Raw genomic sequence first — 25,279 nt, forward strand, 5'->3', positions numbered from 1 at the left:
GCAAACATGAGGAATGCATCATGGAACGCGACAACGAAGTGATCGAACTGGGCACCGCCAGCGTCGAGACCAAGGGACCGCGCGGGCCCGAGCCCGATATCGGCCTTGGCCAGGTCTTCGCCGGGCTGACCGACGACTGACCGGTACCGGGGATGCGCGGCCGCTGCGTCGCGCATCCTCACCCCTTTCTCCATTCGCGGAATTGACCGATGCACTACGCATTGCGTGACGGTCTGTCTTTCTGTCGGGTCGAGGACCGTCTGCTGTTTCTCGATCTTCCCGCCGATCGCTATTTCTGTCTCGCACGCGGGACCGAGCAGCGCTTCGCGCGGCTGTGCAGCGGGCATCGCGATGCCCTGCATGACGACCCGTGCCTCGCCGGGCTCGCGCGCAGCGGCCTGCTCGTCCGGTCCGATACCGCACCGCCACCCGCCCCCTGCCCACCGCCGCAAGCTGCGCAGCAAAGTCTTGCCGGGATGAACCAGGCTTCCCGCGCGCGTGACGTGATTCCAGCAATGCTGCATCTTGCCCTCGCCCCGCTCGAGCTGCGTGCCTTTGGCCTCGCAGCCACTTTGGCCCGCGCCGGCCGACGCAAGCGCCGCACTTCCCATAACGCGAGCGCGGAGCGGATTGTCGAGATCGCGGCTGCGTTCGAAACGTGCACCGCCGTGGTTAGCGCGCATGATCGATGCCTTCCGCGCTCGCTTGCGATCCTCCATTTTTTGACTCGAGCCGGCGCGCGCGCCGACCTCGTGCTCGCCGTCAAGCTCGGTCCGTTCAAAGCACACGCCTGGGTGCAGTGCGGGGATACGCTGATCAACGAGCGCATCGGGGTCGCGCGGCATTTTACACCGATCCTGGTCCTATGATCAGGCCGCGCTTCCTCGCTGGGCTCGGGCTCCACGCCGACGCTGCGGGCCGGCTGCGCGCCCGCATCCGCAGCGCCGCTCTGACATTTGTCATCGATGTTCCAGGAACCATTGTCTCAATCGCCCCGGGCACCCCGACCCTCAATACCGATTCCGGGGCAGTCATCATCGGTCCGCTGTTCACCAGCGGAGCGCGTGCAGCGCTCACCACGCTGGCACCTGGCGCCGTGTCGGCGATCATCGGCTCGTCAGGGGAACATCTCGTGCGAGGCTATTGGGGAGACTATGTTGCGATTCTTCCACGCGGCGAGAGCGTTGCGCTGGTGCGCGCGCCGTTTGGCGCCCTGCCCTGCCTTCACACCGCGGATGGCCCGGGCAGGATCGCCGCCTCGGACATCGACACGCTCCGGCTGGGCCTCGACGAAACATCGGCATTGACGCTCGATTATGCAGCAATCGCCCGTCAGCTGATTGTCGGCGATTTGCGCAGCAACGCGACCTGCCTCACTGGCATCGAGGAACTGCGCGGGGGCGACCGCCTGACGCTCGCGGCCGGGGAAATGCGCTGCGAGCGGCTCTGGTCGCCTTGGACCTTCGCGGCACCCGCGCGCCGGATCGATGATCAGCGCGAGGCGGAACGGCGGCTTCGCGATACGGCAAGGAGCTGCGTAGCGCTGCGCACGGCGCGCGCCTCGCACCCGCTGCTGCTGCTCTCGGGTGGACTGGACTCCTCGATTGTCGCTGCCTGTCTCGGTGCCGCGGACCGTGACTTCGCTTGCCTGAACCTTGTTGCGACCAACCCCACCGGGGATGAGCGACACTATGCTCGCGCCGTTGCCGCGCGCGTCGCACGGCCGCTCGTTGAGCACGAGATGGCCGCCGGCGCGCCCGATATTCGGAGCCTCGCCGCGGTCGACCTGCCGCGTCCGGTGGCGCGGAGTTTCGAACAGCATGCCTATGCACTTGCCGGCATGCAGGCCGCTGCACTTGGCTGCGATGCGCTCGTCGACGGCGGCGGCGGCGACAACGTCTTCTGCTCGGTGCAATCGGCGTCGCCCGCCGCCGATTGTCTGCTCGATCCTGAGGGGCGTCGGCACTTCTGGCGGCTGTGCGGCGACATCGCCCGTCTCGCTCAAGTCTCACGCCATACCGTCGCCTGGCGGGCATTCCTGCGCGCGCGGCGTGCCAACGCGCCCTCGCGCTGGCCGCTCGATCTGCGCTTCCTGCACCCGCACGCCGCAACGCTCGCTGCCGCAGCGCCTGCGCACCCCTGGCTCGACGAAGACCGGCTTGCCTGGCCCGGGCGCGCCGCGCATATCGCGATGCTTGTTGCCGCGCAGGGCTATGCGGAGGACGGGCCGCATGGCACCAAGAGCAATGCCATCTCCCCGCTCGTGTCGCAGCCGCTGATCGAACATTGCCTGCGCATTCCGAGCTGGGAATGGTTCGAAAACGGGTCCAATCGCGCGGCGGCACGCCGCGCTTTCGAGACAGATCTTGCTGCCCAGGTTGCCTGGCGGGAGGGCAAGGGATCGCCGGAAAGCCTGCTAGTGGACCTGTTCGAGACGAACCGCACCATGCTGCGCGATCATCTTGGCGAAGGCCTGCTAGCAGGCGCGCAGGTCATCGATCGGGACGCCGTGATCGCGGGGATCGACGATCCCCGCCCTGCGCATGGCACGGGCTTCGGGCGCATTCTCCAGCTGGCCGATGCCGAGAGTTGGGCACGCGGCATCCTCTCGCGCCGGAGCTAGCGGCGGGAATGTCAGGCGACCTCCCGCCGCCAGTTCTCACTGCCCCGCCCCTTTCCGCTCAGGTTCGCGCAGCATCCGCCAGCGCGCATATTGCTCCTGTTTTCCAGGGTCAGGATCTTCGGTGTTGCGCAGCCAGAATGCGAACCAGTCGATGTTGCGTTCGTAGACGGCAAGCCGATGACGCGGCTGGACCTTGTTATGATATTCGTCTGGATAGATCCGCATCTCGACCGGCTTGCCCGCTTCGCGCAGCGCACCATAGGATTCGAGCGCCAGCCCCACCTCGCGATCGGCGAGCTGGAACAGGATCGGCGTGGTGATACGCCGGGCGTTGACCGACAACGAGATCGGCTTCCAGTATTCGCGGTCGTCATCGACCGAAAGCGGATAGCCCGAGCGTCGGTTCTCGCCGCCCCATGCCTCCCCGCCAAGTACGAGAGAGGTCAGCCGGTCGTCGCAACAGGTACTCATCGCCGCGGCCTTGAACCGCTTCGAATTGACGAGGGCAAACTCGACGATCGTCGCGCCGTCGCTGAGGCCGGTGATGCCGATGCGGTCGGGGTCGATCGCACCCGTCGCGATCGCCTTGTCAATGCCGGCCATCAGCGCGGAATGGACGCTCCGCTGCTCGCTCCAGTCGCGCTGCCATTCCTTCAATACCTCTGGCCAGCTGGTCAGCCCGGGCACCGAGGCGGCCACCGCCTGCGGCCGTTCGAAGCTCAGCACGGCGAACCCCTTCGCCGCGAGCGGATGGATCGGATATTCGTCACCCGTCCCACCCCGCAGAAACCCGCGGCTGTTATAGGTAACCACGACCATGGGCAGCTTACTGGTCCCGTCGTAGCCGGGCGGCAGAACAAGGTCGCCCCATGCTTCGAGCCCGCGATCGGTCGTAAAGCGCAGGCGCTCGACGCTGCCAAGCCGCAGCCTCGCGAACTCCGGATTGGGATCGTAGATCAGCCGATCGCGCCCTGTCGCAACGTCAATGGCAACGATCCGGCGCGGCATGGTGGCGTTCTCGCGACCGCAGACCAGCTCGCCCCCACCCTGAATGCACCCGCTCAGGGTGTCGCGGGTACGCAGCACCGTCGTCAGCCTGTCACTTCCCGGCCGCCAGCCATGCAACACGGTCTCTTCTCCACGCCACCCTGAGCGTGTGAGGAACAGGATCGTCTTTTCATCCTTCGCCCAGAAGATGCGCGCGATACGCCCGGAACAGCCAGCCAGCACGCACGCGATCTTTCGGCCTTTGCCATCACTCGCCCACACGCGGCTTTCCGCATAGGGATGGCGGCTGACCGGCTCGGTCCATGCCTTGGCGCCACCTTGCGCGCTCGCGATCACGTCATGAGCATAGTCTGCCACCGGAGGGACGAGAACGCGTGCCTGCTCCTCGCTATTGGCCGCCCGCTCCGCGCCAGTAGCGAGGTCCACGCGAACATAGCTGACCGGAAGATCGCGCGCCCAGGGATTTGGCCGCCAGCGAATATTGGGGACCACCCGCGCATCATAGAGCCAACCTGCTTCGCCCTCACGGTCGATTGCCGCCTCCGCCGCGATCCGGCTGCTGCGAATTGCATAGACAATTGCATCCCCCCTCGGCAGCCAGGCGAAATCCTCGACATCGGTGTCCTGCCGGGTGACCGGCGCAACGCCGCTGCCATCGGCCGCGACGCGAACGATCTGCACCTTGCCATCGATCAGCTTGCGATAGGCAATTGCCCGGCCATCGGGCGACCAGATCGGGGTAATCTGCTCGGGAAAGCCGGTGTCGATGAACAGACCCCGAAACGTCCCGGTATAGATCGGCAAAGGCCCGCCGCGGTCGAGCAAACGCGGCTTCGCCGTGCCGTCGAGCGGCATCGTCACCAGCGCGGTGCAGACCTGATTGGTCGCCGGGTCACCCCGTGCGATCACGAAAGCGAGGCGTCGTCCATCGGGCGAAATCGCATAGGGACTCGTCGAGATCCCCGTCGCGATGGGCTCGCCGACATCGCGGATCCGGGCGAGATCGCGCGCGGTGATGTCGCGAACGGGTTCCTTGCCCGGCTCGCCCGGCAACAGGTCATCGCAGCGTGCCTGCGCGGAGAATGCCCCACACGCTGCCACGGCGATCGCGAGCGCGCTTGCCAGAGCCCTCACCATGACTTGGTCACCGACAGGCTGAGCACCCGCCCGAACGGCGAATAATTGGTGCTGTCATAGGGCGTGTCGAGGAACAGGCTGGTCGCGATCGGGTCGGGCTTGTCATTGAACAGATTTTGCCCAGACGCGGCGATGTCCAGACCGTCGAACAAGCCGGGGCCCGCAGGCCTCCGGTAGCGAACCGTCAGATCGAATGGGGCCATCCCGTCAACGCGCACCGCTGGCGAACCGCGCGTGTCGCGGACCGGACCGATATAGTTGAGCGCCGCGGTGATCGAGAATGGGCCGCCGTTCCAGTTCACTTCGCCCCGACCGCGCAGGTGCGGCGGATTGAACAGGGTACCGGCAAGCCGGGTTTCTGGAAGTTCCGGCCTGATCTGCTGGGTGCTCTTGAGCCAGCTCAGATTGAGGGTTGTCGTGAGCGTGCCAGCGCCGATCGAAAAGCGATAGCGGCCGAGGACATCGATGCCGCGCGCGGTCTGCCGGCCGGCATTGACGTTGCTGTTATCGACGATCGCCACGACATTGGCAGGGTCATAGGCAGCGCCCGCCGCATTGATGAACGAGATTGCCTCCGCAAGCGCGGCCGCCTGCGCAGCTGCGGACGGGCTCGCCGTTACGCGATCGCGATAGATTGGATCCGACAGCGCCTGGCTGCGAAACAGGATCGGCGTGACGATACGGTCGCGATAATCCACGCTGAACCAGCTCAGCTCGAGCGTCGCCCCCGGAAGTGAACGGGGATGCAGCGCCAGCGTTGCGGACCAGTTGGTCGAGCGTTCAGGCTCGAGCGCGGCATTGCCGCCGACGAGCAGGATCGCAGTGCCAGTGCCCGCCGCACCGCCAAGCGTAGCGGCGCGATAGAGGACCGCGCTGCGCGGCGTATACTGCTCATAAAGCGTGGCCGCCCGGAACGAACGCCCCCAGCTCGCCTTGAGCGAGACATCGGGCGTTGGCGCAATGATGACCCCGAATTTGGGTGTCGTGACCGTGGCCAGTCCAGGATAGTGCTCGGTGCGCGCCGCGAGGCTGAGGTCGAACCGGTCGACGAACGCATGCATGTCCGGGCCAACCAGCGGCAGGCTCAGCTCGGCAAAGCCATAGTAGCTGTCCTGCCGGCGATCGATACGCTCGGAGGCACCGCGGCTCGACACGCGCTCGAAGCGGTTACGGCGAAAGCCGGATCCAAGTGCGAGCTTGGCACTGCCGCCGGGAAGATCGAAGAGCTTGCCGTTGCCCGCCAGCTCCGCAGCTTCGTTGACATTGCGATAGGCCCCCGACCCCGCATCGATCGCCTCGTCCCCATAGTGATAGGTGCCCCCGTAGCGCACCCGGTTCCAGCCATAACTGCCGGCCAGTGCGATGCGCCACTCCGCTGGCAGCTCAAGTTCGAGCGAGGGTGCCAGGGCCCTCGACTCGCTGCTATTGCGTCCTTCAAAGCGGCTCGCCGCAAGGTCGCCGGACTCATCGAGCGGGGCAGTCAGCGCGTGCCAGCGTTTGTTAAAGAGGGCGGTGAGATCGAATTGCAGCCCGGGCGCGATCTCCTGCCGCACGGTCAGCGCTGCATTGTGGTGGCGCAGTGAAGGATAGAGCGTGACGCCGGGCGTTCGCTCGGCCGCGTAGGAACGCTGCTCGGCCGTAATCGGCGTGGAACGCGCATATTCATACGCCAGGAACGCGCTGCCCGACGCCCAGGTCTGTCCTCCCGCAGCGCCATATTGCTGCTGGAAATTCCCGCCATCGGTCGATCCGGCAAGTCGGGCGCTCATTTCCAGCCCGTCGAAGTCGCGCCGCAGCAGGATATTGACGACACCCGCCACCGCGTCCGAGCCAAACAGCGCCGATGCACCATCGGGCACAACCTCGATCCGGTCGATCGCTGCGAACGGGATGGCCGAGATGTCGACGCTTTGCAGCGCGCCATCGTAGCTCAGCCGTCGACCATCGAGCAGCGTAAGCGTAGCGTCGCTGCCAAGCCCCCGCAGATTGACCGACGCGCCACCGGCAAGATCAGCGCCCTTGCCTTGCGGAACGTTCGAACCGATCCCGGGATTCTGACCTCCCCCGAAATTCTGCGGCAACGCGCGAAACACGTCGGCCGCGCTCGATTGCCCCGCGTCGCGCATCGCCTCGCGACCGATGCGGATCGTTGTCGAGGCAACTTGCCCGCCACGGATACGGGTGCCCGTGATGGTCACGTCTTCGGTGCGCATTGCCTGGGACGTGGGGCGGATGAGGACGCCGGTGCCAAACGGAACGGCCTCGAGACCGCTTCCTGCCAGCACAACGGCCAGCGCTTCCTCGAAGGTGAGATCGGCGTCGAGCGGCGGCGCGGTGCGGCCAGCGACCAGCTGGCTATCGACCGCGACGGTCCGGCCGAACTGCGTCCCGATCGAGACCAGCGAGGCAGCGAGCGGCTGGGCCGGCAGGCGGACCGGACGTTGCTCGGTGGTCTGAGCGGACACCGGAGCAACGGCCAGACAGGCGGCAGCGCCGACTGCGCAGGACATAAGATGGTAGTTTCGCATATCTCTCCCCGAACGGGCGCGCGTTGATCGCGTCCCTTCGAAGAGCGAGACGATGGCTGGAGGGGATCACCCTATGGTTTTTTTTCGTGGCGCCGGGCCGGCTCTGCGGCGAGCTTCAGCATCACGGAGTCTGCGCGCTGGACCGACAGTCCAAAAGTGGCCGCTAGCGTCGTAGCAAATGTCTCCGGATCGTCGCGCCGAAACGCCCCGGTGACACGCAGGCGCGGCGAGATCGCCGGGTCGAGGACGATCTTGCGCTCGCCGATGCGGTTGAATTCGGCGACCGCCTCTGCGAGCGGCACCGCGTCGAACTCGATCATCGGCTCGATCCACTGGGTGTCACGCGCGGTCGCAGCGACGGGGTCCGTCAGCCTGCCCGCCGTCGCAACGACTTTTTGACCGGGCACCAGACGACGCACACTCTCCGTGCCTCCCGCGCGTCCACGCGCTTCGACGGCTCCTTGAAGCAGGACGATCTCGACACCGCCCGGGGCGATGGCGACATCAAACACGGTCCCATGGGCGATGACGCTACCGGCGCCGGCTTCAACAATGAACGCGCGCGCGCGATCATGGGCGACCTCGAACCTTGCCCGTCCGGCTTCGAGCCGAAGGCGACGCGCGTCAGAGCCAAAATCGATGACGAGCCGGGACGCACGATCGAGCGTGATCCGGGAGCCGTCGACCAGCGTAATGGTTCTCGGGGTATCGCCGGTCGATGCGATCTCCTGCTGTACAGATCCCTTGGGCGCGAAGGTTTGCTGAAGATGCGGGATTGCCAGGAACAGGCACAGGCAGACCGCGGCTACCAGCGCCACCCCTAGCGCAAAGGACCTGCGCTGGCCGCCCGGCCTAGCAAGCTCGAGGTTCCGCCCGCGACCGGTCGGCGTGTTGGCGAGGAATTTGGCCTGATCCCAGCTGCGCACGAGATGGTCGTACGCTGCGGCATTCTGCGGATCTGCGTACCACGTCTCGAACTCAGCACGGGCGGTCGCCGCATCAGGACCGCGCATGCGCGCAAACCAGTGCGCTGCATCCTGTTCACGGCTCATCGAAGTGGCTTCTCGCCTGTTCTGCCCATCATCGTCCCAATTCCCGGCCGATGCGCGCGATCGCGCGGCTCATGTGTTTCTCGATCGTCTTGACGCTCAGCCCGGTACGAAAAGCTATCTCACCATAGCTGTAGCCGTCGATCCGGTGCGCGAGAAAAATCTCGCGCGTGCGCGGATCCAGCCGGGCAACTGCAGCTTCGAGCCGCTGCAACATGTCGCGCGCCTCGAGCGCAGCGATCGGGTCCGGAGCGACAAGCGTCACATCGTCCACGCAGATATGGAGATGCGCGGAGCGTCGCTCGGCCGCACGAGCATCGTCACACAGAAGGTTCTGCGCCGCCTGGCGGAGATAGGCGTCGGGCGTTTTGATCGCCGGCGGGGGTACAGCACTGGTCCGCGCCAGCCTTGCGAACAAGCGTTGGACGATATCCGCAGCCTGATCGGGTGCACCGCGCCGCTCGAGGAAGCGCAGTAATCTGGGTCTGTGCTTGCGGTACAGCAGCTCCAGGTGGCCCGCGCGCGATGACACGACCGCGTCTTCGGGCGGCAGAGGCTCGCCCTCGTCGAGGGCGGCACCGCACATCGGCTGGGAATTCAGATTCAGGCGCATGACGCCACCTTGCGGACCGGACGGCACGCATTCCGACCGCACTGCGCGCGCGCGATCCTATCGCCCAAAATCACGGGCTGTTCTCCGGCGACGAGGCCGTCCGGCGTGGCCGAACGCTGTGGCGCGATCGAAAGCTCTACTACCGCCTTTAGCCGCAATGCGGCCTGGACATGCGCGACAGTCGTCCGGACGCTCGATTGCTCCGGCCCATCTTTCCGACCTGCGGCTCACCCGCCTCTTGTGCCGCTACGGCGGCACCGGGAAAGCTTAGAGGACCGCTACCGCATTGCAAGCATAGCAATTGTTCGCGCGCAAACCGGGTGTCGAAGTTCATGCATGAGAACATGAGCCCCCGCCTTTAGCCGAAGCCTGGACATGCGCGGGAGCCACCCGGTCAGGCCCTGCGCTCGCAAACTCGCCCGCCGATCTCCCTCTACCTGCCCCAACACTTCCCCAGGACCAACCGCGCACACGACGACTTGGTATAGATTTGCGGCGAGACAAGACCCGACCGCTCACCTGATCAGAGATGATACGTGCACCCGCCCGGAACAGCATCTTTCAAGCGCGGCATGTGCTGTCATCGAGACACGCAAGCGGGCCAGAAAGAGGGGCCCTGATCTGGGGCTTTCTGTAGGCGATTTTGTGCGATCGCGTAGGCTCGCTCGTTGTGGATCGATGTGGCATATTGATCAGCCCGTCAAACACGGATGCAGCTAAGTACCTGAAATAGCTGAACAATATGCCACAATCTAGGGACTCTTAATCAGCGGGTCCTTGGTTCGAGCCCAAGTGCGTCCACCATTCCTTATTCTTCAAAATCAACGGCTTAACACGCCGCGCCTTGCGAGCTTTTTAGCTTCGCAGGGTCCACTGTGACCATTTTGTGTCCTGAGACAGGCTGGTTCTCTGAGAGGACAGTGTGACCGAAATCACCCCTACAAATCAGCAGGTCTGCATAATGGCTTGCATCGCATCGAGCGACTGATGCGTGTGCATGGCCTGAGGGCGCGTCTGCGATGTCGTCGCCTGCCCAAGGACGATGGTCTGCGGTCGGTCATTGCCAGCAACATCCTCGACCGCCAGTTCACCGCCGAAGCGCCGAACCAGAAGTGGATCGCAGACTTCACCTACATCTGGACCGCTGAGGGATGGCTGTATGTCTCCGTCGTGATTGACCTGTTCTCGCGCCGTGCGGTCGGCTGGTCGATGAGCGACACCATGACCGCCCAACTCGTGACCGATGCGCTGATGATGGCGATCTGGCGACGCGGCAAGCCCGATGCTCTGCTGCATCATTCCGATCAGGGTAGCCAATATACGAGCGAGCAGTTCCAGCGGCTGATGGCCGACAATGGTGTAACCTGCTCGATGAGCCGATCGGGCAACGTCTGGGACAACGCGGCAATGGAGAGCTTCTTCTCGTCGATGAAGACCGAACGGATCGGCCGGAAGACATATCGCACGCGCAATCACGCGAAGGTCGACGTGTTCGATTATATCGAGCGCCTCTACAACCCGACACGCAGGCACTCGACCTTGGGCTATCTCAGCCCCATGGACTTCGAGCGGCAGGCGCAGGTAGCTTAACCTCGTGTCTATCGAACCGGCAGCAGCTCAGGGAGTGGTCAGGGCTTCGCGATTCTCATAGAACGCGCCTAGAACCCCACCACACTCGAAACCATCCGAACCAAGTTACGCCCCACCCCCCATTAGGCAAAACGCGTTTGATCCAGGGTGAGGCAAGCTCATAGGCATGCCCGATCTGCAGAACGGCCAGATCAGCCTGTGCCGGCCCAATGATCTGCATCCCGATCGGTAACCGGTCCCGCGCCCCAAAACCCGCCGGCACCGACAGCGCGGGTAATCCGGCCATCGTTGCAGGCAACGTGAGTTTCATCCACCGATGATCGCAGTCCATTTTCCGTCCGGAGATTTCAGTCGGCCATCGCTGCTCGACGTTGAACGGAAAACCTCCGCGGTGGGAAGGATGATGAAATCGTGCGAATACACCTGGCCAATGCCTCAATTTACGGTCGCTTTTCAGAACGGCCGCCCCTCCAGAAATCATCAAAATTGAAACGCGTTGCTGTCTCGCCAGTTACGCCAAAGCAAACAGGCCGATCACAGATCGGTTGCAGACTGGCCGCTTCCTGACAGGGCAGTTTCAAAAGTTGCTATTCGAACAGCGGAATCGGCGAAATGCTAGCCTGAACTTGCACTTTGCTTACCTGATGCTGAGCGGCTAGCGCAATCACGACACCATTCAATCCACATTGCTCGCAACCAAGATTGAGGGCGGCACCATCCTCTAGCGAGCGTGCCAGCTGACTAAGCCGATGCCCGTGACGCACGGTGCATTCGGCTGACAGAACCACGTGATTACGCTCAACTCGATTTCTCCTGCTCGATCGGCCCGGCGCGCACGCGTGAAAGCATCTGCTGGATTTCAGCATCTCCCTTCCAGCGTTCGGCGATCCGCCTGACGGCACCGGCATTGCCCCAACGCTCACGCCGCTTTGCGGCCGTCCGCAGCAGTGCCTTCAACTGGGCCGGACTGTCCGACAATCCAGCAATGAATGCCGGCCAACTATAGTCTCGTCGTTTGCCTTCTGCGCTCTCTCGCATCGCCGTTCGCATCAGCGCCTGTTGCAGCGCTGCGGGACCTTGGGCCAGCTTCGTGCGAAACATGCGAACCCTTTGCATCGCAGCGGCATCATTCCGCAGCCTTGCCAACCGCTCGAACGCCAGAAGGTAACCGGGATAGTCACGCTGGGCGAGGCGGATTTCGGCCAGACAATCGTAGATTCCGGCGAAACCGGGATTGCTTTGCGCCAACCGTTCCAATTGACTGATTGCCTCGGCATCTTGCCCGGCCACCCAATAGGCCCAAGCAAGATCGGTCTTGATCGCAACCGACCCAGGTTCGATCGCGCGCGCGTGATTGAGTTCGCGCAGCGCTGCCCGATGCTCGCCATTGTCCGCCAGGATATTGCCATACCAGAAATGTGTCTGTGCATTGCCCGGGGAAAGTTCGACGGCGCGCCTAAACGCCTGACCGGCAGCATCCGGGTCGCGATCCCACCAATAGGCGATGAAGCCCAATGCGCGATGTGCTTCGGCCTGGTCGCCTGACAGACGCAGCGCTTGCTGTGCCGCAGTGCGAGCGCGCGCAAACGCTTCAACATCGGGCGTTGACCCGAACTCACGCGACAGCAAATTGGCGTCGGCCAGCGCCGAATAGCCAGGCGCATAGGCAGGATCGCGCCGGACCACCTCGCCAAGCGTTTCAATCGCCCTGCCAATGCTGGCGGGAGTGCGTTCCGCCCAATCCTGGCGTGCTTGCAGGAACAATGCTGCGATCTGGGGATCGGCAGGAAGCAATGTCGGCTTTCCAGACGATCTTACCGGGGTCGGTAATGGCGTTATGCGGATCCCGTACCAAGCAGCGCCACTTGCAAGCGTCAGCGCCGATGCCGCGCCGATGCCGATAATCCATCGGCGGCGATTGGGTATCGCAACGCTTGTCGGCACCTGCTGCTCGGCAAGTCCAGGTACAATTGCATCCAATAGCGGGTTTTCCGGTGTTGCCCCCCCCACCCACGCATCGATTTCATGCTTCAGTGCGTAGACCGAAGCCTTGTTGCCGCCCGGAATGCGGTGAACGGGAAGCCCACGGGTTTGCGCCCAACGGATCACCGTCGTGCGTTCACGGCCAAGATAGGATCCGATCGCCTTCCATCCGTCCAAGCGTTGCGAAGCTGGCACACGATTCTCCGGACTACGCAACGGACCGATTTCCTGAGTTGCGATACAGTGTGCAACATGGCGCGCAACGGCAAGTGCCGATCTGCAACTATTTGCCACATTCCCGCGCGGTCCTTGCTCCACGATTATCACCCGCATGGCGCGGAGGCTTCCTCGGCGCATTTTTGGGGATATCTCGGGGATGGCGATCAGCTGCAACAGGGCGATCGGCTGGCTGGTAATGGCCTCGCTCGTAGCGCTTCCGGTTCAGGCACGCGATCGCCCGGGGAAACAACCTGACTGGGCCTCACTTGCGCCGGCTGCGTTGCGAGAACGCGGCATTGCCGCGCTGCAGGAAGGGCGCAGCGCACATGCCATCGCCGCCTTGTCCGAACTCGCCGCCCGACAACCTCGCGACGGGGAAGGACAGACCCTCTTGGCACTTGCCTATCATCAAGCGGGCACAGAGCGGGGGGAAGCGCTGGACATGGCGCTTGCGGGATATGATCTCGCCACCCGAATCGAACCCGGCCAGTTCTGGCCACTCGCTCTAGCCGGACGTGTATCCTTCGATCAGGGCAAATATGCCGAGGCGCTCGACTTTTTTGCGCGGGCAATGGTCCTGAAGCCGGGCGATCCGCGCGTAGTCGGCGCGGTTGCGGCCTCTGCCTATATGAGTGGCGATGTCGGGCTGGCCAGGATTGCCGCCGACCGCGCAGTGGCGATGCCCAGGGGGGCAATCGACCTCCGACTACTGCGGATTGCGGCTTTCGCGGCCGCTGCCGGCAATGACGTTATGGCGGCGCGTGCCTACGCTACCAGGCTTTCGTCCATCGATCCGGATGGCGCGGCATCCGTCGAGGCCCGGATCGAACAGATCGCGCAAACCGCCGCCGTCGATCAATTGTCGGCGGAACCGGCACGATCCGTTGCCGATGCGGCGATGCCATTGCCCGCAATACCCAATCAGATCACGTTGGACGTGGCGATCGTGCTGTCGCAAAATACCCAGCGCCAGCATAGCGGATTGAATTTGCTGGACGGCCTGTCACTGCAATATGGTCTGAATCGGCAATCATCCCGCACGATTTCAGACACAGGCGGAACGCGCGGAAACAGCTATCAGCGCGTACTCACCTCCACCATCGGATTGCCGCAGCTCAACTACAATCTGAATATTTTCAACCGGGGCGGGCAACAATATTCGGTCGTGGCCCGACCCCAGCTGACGGCCTATCGCGGCGAACAGAGCGAGTTCTTCATCGGCCGGTCGATCAAGGTCGCGGTCAATGGCATTCAGTCAGGTTCGCTCGAGCAGATCGATGTCGGCGTCGAGTTGAAGGTGACGCCGGTCGAGATCACGGAAACGGGAACCCGTGTCCGCATCGAGGCCGTCCGCAGCTTCGTTACCGCTGATCCGGCGGGAACATTCGCAGAAGCGTTGACGACGTTTCGGCAGAAGGTGCTGGCGACCGCCGAGATCCGTTTCGGCGAAACCCTGTTGCTGTCCGGACTCAATGAAACGGTCGAGGATTCAACCTTTTCCAAGACGCCTGTTCTCGGTGACATCCCGCTGGTCGGCAATCTGTTCAGCGAGCGCAACAAGACGACACGCCGTGACTCGGTCATGGTCCTGGTCACCCCGGCTCGCCCCATTGCATTGCCGGGCCGTGCCTGGGCGCGGAGCGAGCACGTCGCACGCCTGACCGACCTGTGGACCCGGGTTATCGACCCGGCGAGCAGCGCGACGCCCACGTTGAAAAACCTCAACGCCCTGCCGGTCTTCACCCGAATGACCCGTAGCGACGTGGCGATGCCATTTCCCGGCGCGCGCGACGCCACCGCCGAACTGCTCGCCGATCGCGCACCCAATTGAGCCCTCTCTAGCCTGGAGAATTGCCATGACCTTTGCCGAAAACCTATCTCGCCGTCGTTTGCTGCTGGGTGGCAGCGCCATTGGCGGCCTGTTCCTGAGCGGTATGCCCGTATTCGGACAGGGAAAAACGAGCTTCTCGAAATTCAACGGCAAGATACCGCAAGCCCTTTATACCACCACCAACCAAGGAACCGGGGTGATGGGACCATGGGGCGAGGTGCGTACGGCAACGCTGGATGGTCAGATCGTACCATATTTCATCCAGTCGGCCGACAAGGGTGGCGTGTTCGATTTCAGCAAGCGCAACTTCTTCGTGGAGCTGGGCGGCTCCGGCGGCCTGACGATTACAGCCGAAGGATTCGCGGTCGGAAAGGGCGGAAAGGTTACGCCGTGGAAGGGCAATGTCCCGAAATTGATCGGCCTGATCCGCGGGAATCCCGGCTGGTCCCGATCGCTCATGCAGATGCGATCCGCCTTTGCCACCTCATTCGCCGTCGCCGCGACGCAGCAGAAGAGCGGCAAGCCCGCTCAGTCGGTCAAGGATCCCTTTACTAGGGTCATCGACGATTTCTCCGATGCCGGGCAATGCACCACCCGGACGGTGGTCGAAACGGTCACGCGCACGGTCGAGCGTACGGTTGAAACGATCACCACCGCGCAACAGCAATGGCAGGAATGCTATGATCGTGCACTCTTGGGGCCGTGCAAGGTGGCATTTTTCCCCCCGGCGATCATGGCATGCGCGGCGCTTGCTTGCGGTGCCGTCACTGCATTCACGGTGATCGTGGGTGTCATCACCATCCTGGCTGAGGTGACCGAGCAGATCGTCACCGAAATCGTAGAATGCGTCAAACCGCTGAAGGGCTATTTGCCCAACCAGTGGACGCTGCCGGAAATCCCGTTCCCGGACTTCAGGGAGCCACCGTTCATCGGGGCCATTCGCGAAGGAATCATCACGGCCGTCGATGTCGCCAAGGCAATTCAGGTCCTGCGCCAAAATCTGGACGGGGTTCTGGAGTTCCTCGGCCCGTTCAAATGCCTGCTGGATGGCGAATGGTCGCTCGCCGTCATGCAACTTGGTCCGGTCGGACTGCCGTTCGGAATCGACGTTTGCTTGTCCGCCGCATGCGCGCGCAGCCTGACAGTGGGAAATATCGCCAGCTCGGCGGTAACCGCATGGGCCGCTGCCCTGTCGATCCTGGCGACGTTCAACTCCGGTGCGGCGGCAGCGTTGGCAACGCTCAATATCGCGCCGATCGCGGGTCTTGCGGCGGCGATTGCCGGTTTGCCCCCAGCGGTGCTGGCCGCGGGTACGGCGATCGCCGCGATGTTGATCGTCATTTTGGTTCACGCCACGACCCTGTCGGCGCAGATCAGTCTGCATCTCGCGATCAATCCGGGTACCTTGCGTGACGGCAAATTATGCCTCCATCATCCGACGCTCGCCGCCGGTGTAATCACGGCCCTCGCACTCGGTAACGCGACCGTCGCTGCAATTGTACCACCGATCGTCACCGGCTGATCGGATATCCCCGCCGACTGACTTGCGCGAAGCGCAGGTCGGTCGACGGATGGCATGTGCCGGTAGTGTCGATCAGGCCCCCATGCGTCAGAGGCGATGCACCAGATCGGTCAACGTGCAGACATCGTTGCCACATATTAAACGCAGCCGGAACGCGCTCAAGTCACCCGGGTCCGTAGCACGTTTACACCCAAGGTTGCGAATGCCTCGCATTCGCGCTATCAAATTTTATGCTCTCGGCTCGGGTTCCCTCGTTCATGGCGTCGCTCGCGCTCACCGCCGGGCTTCTTGGCGTTCTGATCCTGACCCTGGCACCTCGCGTTGGCTTGAGCGGACCAGCCTACACCGCCCCGCTCCATGCGTTTACGGTAGCTCCAGAAGCCGAACCACCTGGTAGCCCCGCAGCGTACGCACCGGCACCGCCGAAACTGCCGGCGCAACGCCCCTCTCAGCACGGGGCAAAGGTCGTACCTGCGCCTGCCCCCGATACTAGCCAGCATTCAGCAAACGCGCCGATTGATCGCATCGCTGACCCGTTTCCGAACACCCCCGCGGCGAACGCCGCGAACGGCTTGCGCCACGCCGCGGACGCGACGGTTCTGCACCCACAACCGCTTGCAGCATCTGACTTCCCCGCAGCCCCATCTCGAGCCGAGACCAACGCCTATTCTTCGATGGTCCTCGCCTGGATCAAGCGTCACCAGCGCTTCCCCGAGTCACACGTGCGCAACGCGCTCGACGCAACCGTGCTCATCGCCTTCACCATTGACCGTCGTGGCAGGGCAGACCATGTGCGCGTGGTCCGCGGAAGCGGCCTTTCGTGGCTCGACGCGCTCGCTGTTCGACAGGTCCGCGGCGCCTCTCCGTTTCCCCGCCCACTCAAGTCCGCTCCCGCTGAAGTACTGAGCTTTGAAGTTCCGATGCGGTACCGGGCAGGCAGCTAGAGCGCCTCCAGAAACGCGACCAGCGCCTCCTGCTCCTCGCGGGTCAGGCCGAGCGACTGGATGAGCGGATCCGGCGTTGGCGGCGGCGCGTTCCCCTTAAGTGGCTTAGCGCGGCGATCGCGCCCACCCCCGCCATTGTAGAAGGCGACGACGTTGTCCAACGATCGCAACAACCCATTGTGCATATAGGGGGCGGTGCGTCCCGCGTTGAGCAGCGAGGGTGTGCGGAAGCGCCCAACATCCGCCGCAACACCGGTCACTTCCCACCGGCCGAGATCCTCGCGCGGACGCCCGTAGAAGCTCAGCCCCAGATTGTGGAACCGCCGATCGCTCAGCAACATGCCGCTGTGGCAGTTCACGCACCCAGCCTTGGTGCGGAACAGGTGCAGCCCCTTGAGCTGCTGGTCGCTCATCGCGCGATTGTCGCCTGCAACAAGGCGGCTGAACCGCGTGGCGCGCGGGCGCAGGCTGCGCTGAAATGCCGCCAGCGCGTCCGCCAGATCGGCCCGCGTGACCTTCGTGCGGCCGGTGACCTCGGCAAAGGCGGCGCGATAGGCAGCAATCGTGTTCATGCGCCGCTCGACCTCGGCAAGGTCAGCTGCCATCTCGACCCGGTCGGTGATCGGGTGCAGCGCCTGTTCCTCCAATGTCTCGGCGCGGCCGTCCCAGAATAACGGGGTCATCCAGCGGGTGACGAGCAACGCCTGGGAGTTGCGCCGCCCGCGCTGGCGATCATGACCAAAGGGGCGCTGCAACGCGTCGCTAAAGGCGAGCTCGGCCGCGTGACAGGAGGCGCAGGCGATCTGGCCCGATGCCGAGAGGCGCGGGTCGTCGAACAGCCTGGCACCCAGCGCGATCAGCTTCGCTTCGCGCGGCCCCGGCGTTGCCGGCGGCGGCAGCGGCGCAAACTCCTCGAACGCCGCGCCGGGCCGCAATTGCGGGCGCGGCCAAGTCTCCGGCGCCCCCGAATAGGCAAAGCGCAAATCGAACGGCGCGCCATCGTTGCTCGCGCGCGCACCCAGCGCCGCCACGAACAGCAACGCCGTCCCCGCAAGCAGCGAATGCGACAACCCCTTCAATGTTCCGGTCCTGCGCCGCATCAGAAGCGCCAGTTCACGCCGAGCCAGACGGTCCGGCCGAACTGATAGGGCTGCGTCGTCAGCGTCGAATTCGGAGCAGGCGTATTGTCCAGCAGGTTGGCGACCCGCACATCGGCCGTCACCGTTCCCAGCGCCGATTTGATGACGTCGATCCGTGCATTGAGATTGACGTCCAGCGCGTCGGGATAGGCGACATAGTCGAATACGTCGTAGCGCACGCCACCGACCGTTTGATTGACGCCGGTATCCTCGATCCGGCTGAAGCCGTGGCGATAGCGGAAATTGACGTTGGTCTGGACGCGATCGGACAGCCACTGCGCGGTCCAGGTGACATTGCCCAGCAATGGCGAAGCGAAATCCTCGCGCTGGTTCATTGCCTCGACCGTGTCGATCGACAGGATCTGGCCCTGGAACAGCACAGGGGTACCATCCAGCGTGTCCTCGACATCGACGAGATAATCGTCGTTGCTGCTGCGCGTTTTCGACCAGTTCAGGTTGACCGCGATGCTGTGCTTGCCGAAAGCGCGGACATATTCGAGCGACGCGCCGCGATAGCTGCTGAACCCGTCATTTGCGAGAATGTACTGCGTGTAGGTGTCGCTTGCGCCATTCGGCAGGACGATCGTCTCGGTCGTACCCGGCGCGCGCGTGAACTCGTTGCGTCCCTCGCGATAGATCCCGCGCACGCTCAGCCTGCCGCCGAGCAGCGTGCCGCTGATCGATGCGGTCAACTCGTCGGAATAGGGCGTCTTGAGATTGCCGTCGCCCGAATAGCGGGCCGAGGCGCTGGTGCTGCGGATCGTCCAGTTATCCGAATAGACGCGGTTGCCGCCGGTCACTGTGGCCACCCGCTCCAGCGTCAGATTGACCGGATATTGCGCACGCATCGCATAGGCGAGCAACGAGCGGCCATAATAGCGGTTCGCGCCCAGCGTCAGCGACCATCCATCCAGCGGCGTCTGCCATGCGACCGACAGCCGCGGTGCCAGATTATGGTTCTTGAGGAAGCTTTCATGGTCGTAGCGCAGACCGGCGCGCGCGGTGACATCGCCGAGCTCGGCCGTGGCCTCGACCCAGGCGGCGAGGCTGTCCATCTCCACCCGCGCGTCATAGGCGCTGTAAACCTGCTGTCGCGTCAGCGCATATTGGCCCGTAACGCACGCCAGTCCCTCGTCCTGCGCGCAGACGATGTTCGCGCCGGTCACGCCCATCTGAAAGGCACCGCCATCCTGCGCCCGCCGACGCCGCGCGTCGATCCGCTGATAGTCGAGCCCGGCGGACAGTTTGCCAAAGCCAAGCTGCGTCGCGGCGCGGCCTTTCAATCCATAGTTGTTCTGGCGCTGCTCAAGATCGCCAAAACCGCCGAACGTGCAGTTGCTGGCCGCGCAGACATTGCCGGTCGCGGTTGACGAGGGGATCGAATAGTTGAATTCAGGTGCCTCACGGCTGGTGTCGCTATGGGCAAAGGTGGCATCGAGCGACCAGTCGACCTTGCCCGAATGGGACAGGCCAAGCCGACCGGTCACGCCGCCACCATGGCTGGTGATCAGATTATCAACTCCGTTCGCGCTGGACGCCTCGCTGCGATACGGGCTGTAGGTGACCTGCGCCGTCGCGGTGGTCCCGCTCCCCAGTTCAGCCTGCGCCTTGGCCAGGAAATTCTCGCTGACGCTCGACTGGCCGAACGGCGTGTTTCCGTAATTGGCGCCGCGGAAATAGGTCACTTCCGCCTGAGAGCGGCTATAGGCGAACAAGGTCGTCAGCCCGTCAATCACCGGCAGATCGATGCTCGCGCCATAGCGCCATTTGTCGAACTGCGGCCGGTCGGGAAAACTGGTCCCGAGCGCGTCGCGCGATCGATCCGACACCTTGAAGCTGGTGAGCGCGTCCGAGGTGTAACTCGCATTCACGCTGCTGCGGAGCACCTGCGCTGGCGCGCGGCTCTCGATCTCCAGTGAGCCGCCGGTGAAGCGGCCATGTTCGGCCGAGACATTGGAGTCGCGCAGGGTGATGCTGCCGACCAGTTCGGAGTCGATCCACACCCCCTGCGCCCCCGCGCCCGAGACCTCGTTGAAGTTGAACGGATTGTCCTGGGTCACGTCCAGCCGCGAGGACACATCGACACCGTCGAGCGTGAAGAGGTTGTCATAGAATCGCCCGCCCGAGATGGCGATGTCGGCAGGGCGCAGATCCTGGATGTCCTCACGCGTTGCCAGCCCTTCGTTTCGCGTGAACTGGACCGTCGGGAGCGCCTTGAGCAGCTGATTGACGTCCCCCGACCCCGGCGTGCAGATCACGATCTGCTTGCGCTCGATCGTGCTGGTCCCCGTCTCGACGCCCTCGCCCGCCTGATAGGGCGGTTCAGCGCGCGCGCCCTCGGCGACGACTTCAGGAAGCCGCTGGGCGTCCTGCGCCAACGCAGGTGCAGCCCATGCCAACGAAGCCGCCGCAGCACCGCACAAATATGTGAACTTAGCCAAGAAAACCCCCGATCCGTAAGTAATGCTATTGCGACTCGGTCGCATAAAGATGGCAACTAAGCGTTGCAAGGGTGACGCGCGCTAAAAACGCGACACAGCTCTCGCCCTCGGCTTTGGGCTGGCTGCGGTGAGTGCAGCTGCACGCGAGATCGCGGCGGCAGGAACTGTCCGACGCGCGACCCTCACAGCAATCGCGGCGCGAACATCGCCCGGATGAAGAGCGAGGGCGCGAACAGCCCCGCGGACCTGTTCATCACCGCCGACGCTGGCGCGCTGTGGCGCGCGCAGCAGGCGGGCCTGTTCCAGCCGGTTCAGTCCGAGACGCTCACCGCACGCATCCCGGCAATCTGCGCGAACCCGGCGGTAACTGGTACGGCTTCATGCGCCGCGCGCGCGTCGCCGCCTTCGCCGCGCGGCAGCCGGAGGCCCAGTCGATGATGAGCGCAGCGGGTTGGCGCTGACGGCGCCGCGCCAGGGCGCTCTTCCACGCATCTCGATCCCGGCCGCCCTCGCGGGGGCGGCCGGGATTGCCGTCGCGCTGCCGCTGGTCGGGGTGGTGTTCGCCGCGCTGGGCCGCGAGAACGCGGACATCGCCGGGCGCAACGTCATGCGCTATGCCGCCACCTCCGCGTAGTTGGCGCTGCTCGTCGGCATCGCCACCGCGGTCACCGGCACGGTCGCGGCCTGGCTGGTGGTGATGCACGCTTTCCTGGGCGGCCGCCCCCGAGACTGACGTCGCGAAATGGGGCGCTTTCCCGACTGGCAGCTTTTCGGACCGGAGGCAGCGATAGCTGACATCCGCGACTGAAGCGCCCGCTCTCCAGCTTCCGCTCCATCAAGGAGTGCCATCTGATCATTTGGCGTGGAACACCGTGGCCAACCTTCGATCGCCAGCCGATATGAACTTGACTGATCATGGCGAGCTTGCAAGAGGGCTGCTCAGTCGGCCGCAGCCCTTGGCATGCAGTCATCAACGTCTGGACTTCAAACGGGGCCGTCATGGACAACAGCAATACTCAGCCGGATCGCCAGCCCAAGGCCGAATGGAAGGCCCCGGAACTGCAGCGTTTGGACGTCAATACCGGGACGGAAGTGGCCTTTTCCGGTCCTGCTTCTCCTGATGGCAACTGGGGCCAGGGCGCCGCGTCCTGATTCGGTGACGGTTCCTGATACCCTCCGCGAAGCGGAGAGGCGGGGCCATTGACTGCCATTGCCGGTTTGTGGCGGCATGATGGTGCTGTTCATACAGCCGAGCGTGTCGCGCGCATGGGGGCCGCCCTTGCCGCTTATGGTCCGGCTCGTGCGGGAATCAGTGACATCGCCACAGCCGGCCTGGCTCTGACCTGTCGGCAATCCCACATTACCGATACCGATATGATCGACCGCCAGCCACTGTGGGATGGCGATCGGCGTATCTGTGTGGCGGCGGATGCCCGCATCGATAATGCTGCTGAACTGGCGCTAGACCTCGGCTGGGTGGCCGGAGCGGGGGAGCGGTGTTCCGATGCGGCGCTGATCCTGGCCGCCTATCGCCGATGGGGACCGGACTGCGTGTCCCGGCTGAGCGGCGATTTCGCCTTTGCCCTGTGGGATGGCCGGGAACAGCGGCTGCTACTGGCCCGCGATCATTATGGCGGCCGGCCCCTGTTCTTCGCCCACCGACCCGGGCTGTTCGCCTTTGCGTCCATGGCGAAAGGGCTGTTCGCCTCAGGCGAATTTTCCAACGCCCTGAATGCCGCCGAACTGGGAGCCTATGTGGCCCTGCTTCCGCAGGAAGGGACAAGGACCCTCTACCGCGACCTGTCGCGGGTTCCGCCTGGACATTATCTGCTGGTTCAGGGGGAGCAGCGACGGCTGGTGCAGTATTGGCCGGGTGCGTTCAAGGAACCGGTCCGATCCGGGGATTACCGGGAGCATGTCGAGGAGTTTGGCCGGCTTTATACCCAGGCAGTCCGCGCCTGTCTGCGCGTGCGGCCCGGCGGCGGTATCGGCAGCCATCTGAGCGCCGGGTATGACAGCGCCTCCGTCACGGCCCTCGCCGCTCGGGAATTGTCGGCCCAGGCAAAAGGCCTGACCGCCTTTACCGGAGCCCCGCGCGAGGGTTTCACCGGCCCCTACCCCCCTGCCCGAGTGATTGATGAATCCGGGAGCGCCGGCGAGGTGGCGCGCCGTTTCAGCAATATCGAGCACCGCATCATCCGGGCGGGGCCGGATGGCCCGCTGCGCGACCTGGAACGGACATTGCCCTATCTGGAGACACCGTTCCTCAATATCTGCAACCTGGGCTGGTCGCGGGTCATCGAAGAGACGGCGGCCCGCAGCGGCATCACGGTGCTGCTGACTGGCGCCATGGGCAATCTGTCGGTCAGTTTCGACGGCCAGCCCCATCTTGCCCGGCTGTTCCGGCAGGGCCACTGGTGGCAGTTGGCCAAATTGACGCGTGGTCTGATGCGCGACGGCGGCGGGTGGCGCATGGCGGCCTCCGCGGCCCTTGGCCCCCTTCTGCCGCCTCTGCTCCGTCTACTGCGGCACCGGCACCGGCACCAGCCTGGCGTTTGCGACTATACGGCCCTGTCCCCCGCCTTCGCGGCTGCAATGGAGATGGACAGGCTCACGGCCACCCGGAAGAGCCGCGCCCTGACTCCGAGATTCAGCGACAGCCGGACCGCGCGCCTGTTCGCGATGCGTCTCGCCGACCCCGGCGTTTACCACCATGCCACCCTCGCCGAACATGGCATCGATGTCCGCGATCCGACCGCCGACCGCCGGCTGCTGGATTTCTGTCTGACGATCCCGGAGGGCTTTTTCATACAGGGCGGCCGGCGCGCCTCGCTGTTCCGCGATGCCATGGCGGGTTTGCTGCCTGATACCATGCTGAACCGCCGGACGCGTGGCGTACAGGCGGCGGACTGGTATGAGAAGACCGTGGCCAGCCGCGACGGGATAGCGGAGGAGCTGGCGCGGCTGCGATCGTCCCCCGTGGCGTCGCGTGTTCTGGATCTCGAACGGCTGGACCGACTGGTGGCCGATCTGCCCGACCCGGCCACCCCGACCGAACAGATACCGGCAGAGCGGTTGGCAAGCCCGGACGGCGAAATGGCCTATCGTCTGGTCCTGCTGCGGGGGCTGTCGGTGGGTCGCTTCATCCGCATGGTGGAAGGCGGAAACGGCTGATCATGTGGTCGGCGCCCTCAGGCGCTCACCAGCCCTTCCAGCATGTCCAGCATCTCGGGCAAGTCGGCAAAATCGGTCGTGCGCGCGAGTTCCCAGACGGGCACGCGCGCCGCCAACTGCACTGCCGCCGACAGGACATGCCGACGTCCATGCAGGGCGTCGGCCAGATAAGCCCGGTAAATCATGGCGTCCAGCACCGCCGCTGCATGGGCCCGCGGCCAGCGGGTCAGGACAGGCCGCTGGGCTGACGGGTCAGCCCGCAGATGCACGATGGCGGATAGCGGTCGGGACTCTGAATCAAAGGCGGCCAGCATCGGCATGTGCCATTTGCCGACCTTGCGGCCCACGGCCTGCTGTCCCTCCCGGCCAATCTCCAGGGCGTTGCGACTACTGTCCCAAAGTTTGACCATGGGGAAGCAGGGCTGTGCCACACCCGTTTCCGGATCGGCAACCAGCACATCATCTCCGAGCAGCCGGTGCCCCCGCTGGACCATGGCGGTGGCCGTGGTGGACTTGCCTGCCCCGCTGTTGCCGACGATGCCCAGCGCGCCATTTCCGACCCGGATGGCACAGGCATGGAGCGGGAGCACACGCCGCTGATGGCAGATCACCCCCAGGCCAGGCCCCAGCAGCCAGGTCTGAATCTCGGGCCAGGGCGCACCCGGCGCCGGATCGACAATGATATCGCGTCCGTCCGTCAGCCCGATCCGCACGCAATCGGGGACGTCGATCACGGTCCGGCCATCAGCGCCGACCTGGATCCCGTCCCGGTCCAGCCGCAGCGGCGCCTGTGGCGGCGGCACCGATCCCAGACGCAGGGTGATGTCGACCCCCGCCCCGCCCGACGGCGCCGAGCAGGGAAAAAGATGCGGCAGCGGGACCTCTGTTGCCAGCGTCCAGCCGCTGATCCGGTAATGATGCATCAAAGGGTCCTTGGTGGGGAATACAGGCGGGTGTTCGGTGCGAAAGCTGAGGCTTCAAGCCCGCCGATGACTGATTGTCCGGCGGTCGAAGCGCGCGCTCACGCCACGGCTTTCACCAGCCCCTCGCCAGCCATAACGTTCAGAAGACGCAGCACATCCGCCGTGATCACGTCCAGCGGGGCGGAATAGGCGTGTTCCAGCGCCACGCAGAGATCACCCACCCGTACCGGCTGTTCAAGCCGGTTCCAGATATCGTGGCCGATCGCATCGAGGGCGAAGTACTGACCGCTCTCCACGTCGATCATCACCAGGTCATCGTCGATTCCGCTGGACAGACAATGATCGCTCCGGACCAGCACGGTTTCGATTGTCGCCATCTTCCAAGAACCTTCAACCAACCCTGGCGCCCAGGCTACCGACCGGGCTTCACCCCTCTGTTATCGGATCGAGCCATGGCATAAAAGAGCCGACCGTCCAATGCGGGTGCCGCATGGGTGGTTGGGGTCATTCACAGTGATTCAGAGGGATTTCCTGCCCGAGATTGAAGCGCGGGTA

19 protein-coding genes and 1 pseudogene are annotated in these 25,279 nt (G+C 64.4%); 10 read left to right on the plus strand and 10 right to left on the minus strand.

Translation table 11 applies throughout. The features are described from left to right. Window positions 1-20 precede the first annotated feature (20 nt). The 3 genes from VGN66_RS17935 (at window position 21) to VGN66_RS17945 (ending at window position 2,623) form a co-directional block, all read left to right on the plus strand. Window positions 21-140, plus strand: a complete 120-nt coding sequence (locus VGN66_RS17935) for a benenodin family lasso peptide (protein WP_327520140.1) — start codon at window positions 21-23, stop codon at window positions 138-140. Window positions 141-209: 69 nt separating this feature from the next. Further along, complete coding sequence (locus VGN66_RS17940) at window positions 210-869, plus strand: lasso peptide biosynthesis B2 protein (protein WP_327520141.1); 660 nt, start codon at window positions 210-212, stop codon at window positions 867-869. Next, window positions 866-2,623, plus strand: coding sequence for an asparagine synthase-related protein (locus VGN66_RS17945; protein ID WP_327520142.1), 1,758 nt, complete (start codon window positions 866-868; stop codon window positions 2,621-2,623). The genes VGN66_RS17940 and VGN66_RS17945 overlap by 4 nt, the downstream gene beginning before the upstream one ends. A 36-nt stretch (window positions 2,624-2,659) precedes the next feature. Here VGN66_RS17945 and VGN66_RS17950 read toward each other — a convergent pair whose 3' ends face one another. The 4 genes from VGN66_RS17950 to VGN66_RS17965 all read right to left on the minus strand — a co-directional run bounded on the left by VGN66_RS17950 (window position 2,660) and on the right by VGN66_RS17965 (window position 8,958). Next, on the minus strand, window positions 2,660-4,768 hold the full coding sequence (locus VGN66_RS17950; protein WP_327520143.1) for an Atxe2 family lasso peptide isopeptidase: 2,109 nt from the start codon (window positions 4,766-4,768) through the stop codon (window positions 2,660-2,662). Next, entirely contained in the window at window positions 4,762-7,233 is a 2,472-nt protein-coding gene (locus VGN66_RS17955; protein WP_327520144.1) for a TonB-dependent receptor, read from the minus strand. Before VGN66_RS17955 ends, VGN66_RS17950 begins: the two co-directional genes overlap by 7 nt. 134 nt (window positions 7,234-7,367) lie before the next feature. Then, entirely contained in the window at window positions 7,368-8,348 is a 981-nt protein-coding gene (locus VGN66_RS17960) for a FecR family protein (RefSeq protein ID WP_327520145.1), read from the minus strand. 28 nt (window positions 8,349-8,376) lie between these two features. Continuing rightward, window positions 8,377-8,958 (minus strand): RNA polymerase sigma factor, encoded by a 582-nt coding sequence (locus VGN66_RS17965; RefSeq protein WP_327520146.1) that lies wholly within the window; start codon window positions 8,956-8,958, stop codon window positions 8,377-8,379. A gap of 951 nt (window positions 8,959-9,909) precedes the next feature. Here VGN66_RS17965 and VGN66_RS17970 point away from each other — a divergent pair. After that, window positions 9,910-10,548, plus strand: a pseudogene (locus VGN66_RS17970) (IS3 family transposase); the annotation flags it as partial. A gap of 55 nt (window positions 10,549-10,603) precedes the next feature. Here the strand turns inward: VGN66_RS17970 and VGN66_RS17975 are convergent. Then, window positions 10,604-11,029, minus strand: coding sequence for an amidase family protein (locus VGN66_RS17975; protein ID WP_327520300.1), 426 nt, complete (start codon window positions 11,027-11,029; stop codon window positions 10,604-10,606). A 317-nt stretch (window positions 11,030-11,346) separates the two neighbouring features. Next, window positions 11,347-12,747, minus strand: coding sequence for a tetratricopeptide repeat protein (locus VGN66_RS17980; protein ID WP_327520147.1), 1,401 nt, complete (start codon window positions 12,745-12,747; stop codon window positions 11,347-11,349). 115 nt (window positions 12,748-12,862) lie between these two features. Between VGN66_RS17980 and VGN66_RS17985 the strand changes: the two genes are divergently transcribed. From VGN66_RS17985 to VGN66_RS17995, 3 genes are all read left to right on the plus strand, one after another. Then, a complete protein-coding gene (locus VGN66_RS17985) occupies window positions 12,863-14,581 on the plus strand; it encodes a hypothetical protein (protein WP_327520148.1) in 1,719 nt (572 codons plus the stop codon). 25 nt (window positions 14,582-14,606) lie between these two features. After that, window positions 14,607-16,103: a hypothetical protein gene (locus VGN66_RS17990; protein ID WP_327520149.1), complete on the plus strand. Its 1,497-nt coding sequence runs from the start codon at window positions 14,607-14,609 to the stop codon at window positions 16,101-16,103. 257 nt (window positions 16,104-16,360) lie between these two features. Continuing rightward, a complete protein-coding gene (locus VGN66_RS17995; protein ID WP_327520150.1) occupies window positions 16,361-17,047 on the plus strand; it encodes a TonB family protein in 687 nt (228 codons plus the stop codon). Here VGN66_RS17995 and VGN66_RS18000 read toward each other — a convergent pair. Both VGN66_RS18000 and VGN66_RS18005 read right to left on the minus strand, forming a co-directional pair. After that, window positions 17,044-18,147, minus strand: a complete 1,104-nt coding sequence (locus VGN66_RS18000) for a cytochrome-c peroxidase (protein WP_327520151.1) — start codon at window positions 18,145-18,147, stop codon at window positions 17,044-17,046. The genes VGN66_RS17995 and VGN66_RS18000 overlap by 4 nt on opposite strands. Continuing rightward, the gene (locus VGN66_RS18005; protein WP_327520152.1) at window positions 18,147-20,627 is read right to left on the minus strand and encodes an energy transducer TonB; all 2,481 of its coding nucleotides are present in this window, start codon (window positions 20,625-20,627) and stop codon (window positions 18,147-18,149) included. Before VGN66_RS18005 ends, VGN66_RS18000 begins: the two co-directional genes overlap by 1 nt. A gap of 451 nt (window positions 20,628-21,078) precedes the next feature. Here VGN66_RS18005 and VGN66_RS18010 point away from each other — a divergent pair, with 451 nt between their 5' ends. The 3 genes from VGN66_RS18010 to VGN66_RS18020 all read left to right on the plus strand — a co-directional run bounded on the left by VGN66_RS18010 (window position 21,079) and on the right by VGN66_RS18020 (window position 23,801). After that, a complete protein-coding gene (locus VGN66_RS18010) occupies window positions 21,079-21,261 on the plus strand; it encodes a hypothetical protein (protein WP_327520153.1) in 183 nt (60 codons plus the stop codon). A gap of 365 nt (window positions 21,262-21,626) precedes the next feature. Continuing rightward, window positions 21,627-21,779: a hypothetical protein gene (locus tag VGN66_RS18015; protein ID WP_327520154.1), complete on the plus strand. Its 153-nt coding sequence runs from the start codon at window positions 21,627-21,629 to the stop codon at window positions 21,777-21,779. Between the two features lie 48 nt (window positions 21,780-21,827). After that, on the plus strand, window positions 21,828-23,801 hold the full coding sequence (locus tag VGN66_RS18020; RefSeq protein WP_327520155.1) for an asparagine synthetase B family protein: 1,974 nt from the start codon (window positions 21,828-21,830) through the stop codon (window positions 23,799-23,801). Between the two features lie 17 nt (window positions 23,802-23,818). On the opposite strand, the gene VGN66_RS18025 is transcribed toward VGN66_RS18020, so the two are convergent. Both VGN66_RS18025 and VGN66_RS18030 read right to left on the minus strand, forming a co-directional pair. Beyond that, a complete protein-coding gene (locus VGN66_RS18025) occupies window positions 23,819-24,724 on the minus strand; it encodes a hypothetical protein (RefSeq protein ID WP_327520156.1) in 906 nt (301 codons plus the stop codon). Window positions 24,725-24,822: 98 nt separating this feature from the next. Continuing rightward, window positions 24,823-25,101: a PqqD family protein gene (locus tag VGN66_RS18030; RefSeq protein WP_327520157.1), complete on the minus strand. Its 279-nt coding sequence runs from the start codon at window positions 25,099-25,101 to the stop codon at window positions 24,823-24,825. Between the last annotated feature and the right edge of the window lie 178 nt (window positions 25,102-25,279).

Origin of the sequence: Sphingomonas sp. (genome assembly GCF_035998645.1) — a bacterium.
GTDB lineage: Bacteria > Pseudomonadota > Alphaproteobacteria > Sphingomonadales > Sphingomonadaceae > Sphingomonas.

What these genes read in the sequence shown, in the direction of transcription:
- VGN66_RS17995 (WP_327520150.1), top strand. Translation starts at nt 16,361, where the DNA reads ATGGCGTCGCTCGCGCTCACCGCCGGGCTTCTTGGCGTTCTGATCCTG.
- VGN66_RS17940 (WP_327520141.1), top strand. Translation starts at nt 210, where the DNA reads ATGCACTACGCATTGCGTGACGGTCTGTCTTTCTGTCGGGTCGAGGAC.
- VGN66_RS17990 (WP_327520149.1), top strand. Translation starts at nt 14,607, where the DNA reads ATGACCTTTGCCGAAAACCTATCTCGCCGTCGTTTGCTGCTGGGTGGC.
- VGN66_RS17965 (WP_327520146.1), bottom strand. Translation starts at nt 8,958, where the DNA reads ATGCGCCTGAATCTGAATTCCCAGCCGATGTGCGGTGCCGCCCTCGAC.
- VGN66_RS17945 (WP_327520142.1), top strand. Translation starts at nt 866, where the DNA reads ATGATCAGGCCGCGCTTCCTCGCTGGGCTCGGGCTCCACGCCGACGCT.
- VGN66_RS18030 (WP_327520157.1), bottom strand. Translation starts at nt 25,101, where the DNA reads ATGGCGACAATCGAAACCGTGCTGGTCCGGAGCGATCATTGTCTGTCC.
- VGN66_RS17935 (WP_327520140.1), top strand. Translation starts at nt 21, where the DNA reads ATGGAACGCGACAACGAAGTGATCGAACTGGGCACCGCCAGCGTCGAG.
- VGN66_RS17960 (WP_327520145.1), bottom strand. Translation starts at nt 8,348, where the DNA reads ATGAGCCGTGAACAGGATGCAGCGCACTGGTTTGCGCGCATGCGCGGT.
- VGN66_RS17985 (WP_327520148.1), top strand. Translation starts at nt 12,863, where the DNA reads ATGGCGCGGAGGCTTCCTCGGCGCATTTTTGGGGATATCTCGGGGATG.
- VGN66_RS18000 (WP_327520151.1), bottom strand. Translation starts at nt 18,147, where the DNA reads ATGCGGCGCAGGACCGGAACATTGAAGGGGTTGTCGCATTCGCTGCTT.
- VGN66_RS18015 (WP_327520154.1), top strand. Translation starts at nt 21,627, where the DNA reads ATGGACAACAGCAATACTCAGCCGGATCGCCAGCCCAAGGCCGAATGG.
- VGN66_RS17950 (WP_327520143.1), bottom strand. Translation starts at nt 4,768, where the DNA reads ATGGTGAGGGCTCTGGCAAGCGCGCTCGCGATCGCCGTGGCAGCGTGT.
- VGN66_RS18025 (WP_327520156.1), bottom strand. Translation starts at nt 24,724, where the DNA reads ATGCATCATTACCGGATCAGCGGCTGGACGCTGGCAACAGAGGTCCCG.
- VGN66_RS17975 (WP_327520300.1), bottom strand. Translation starts at nt 11,029, where the DNA reads ATGATTTCTGGAGGGGCGGCCGTTCTGAAAAGCGACCGTAAATTGAGG.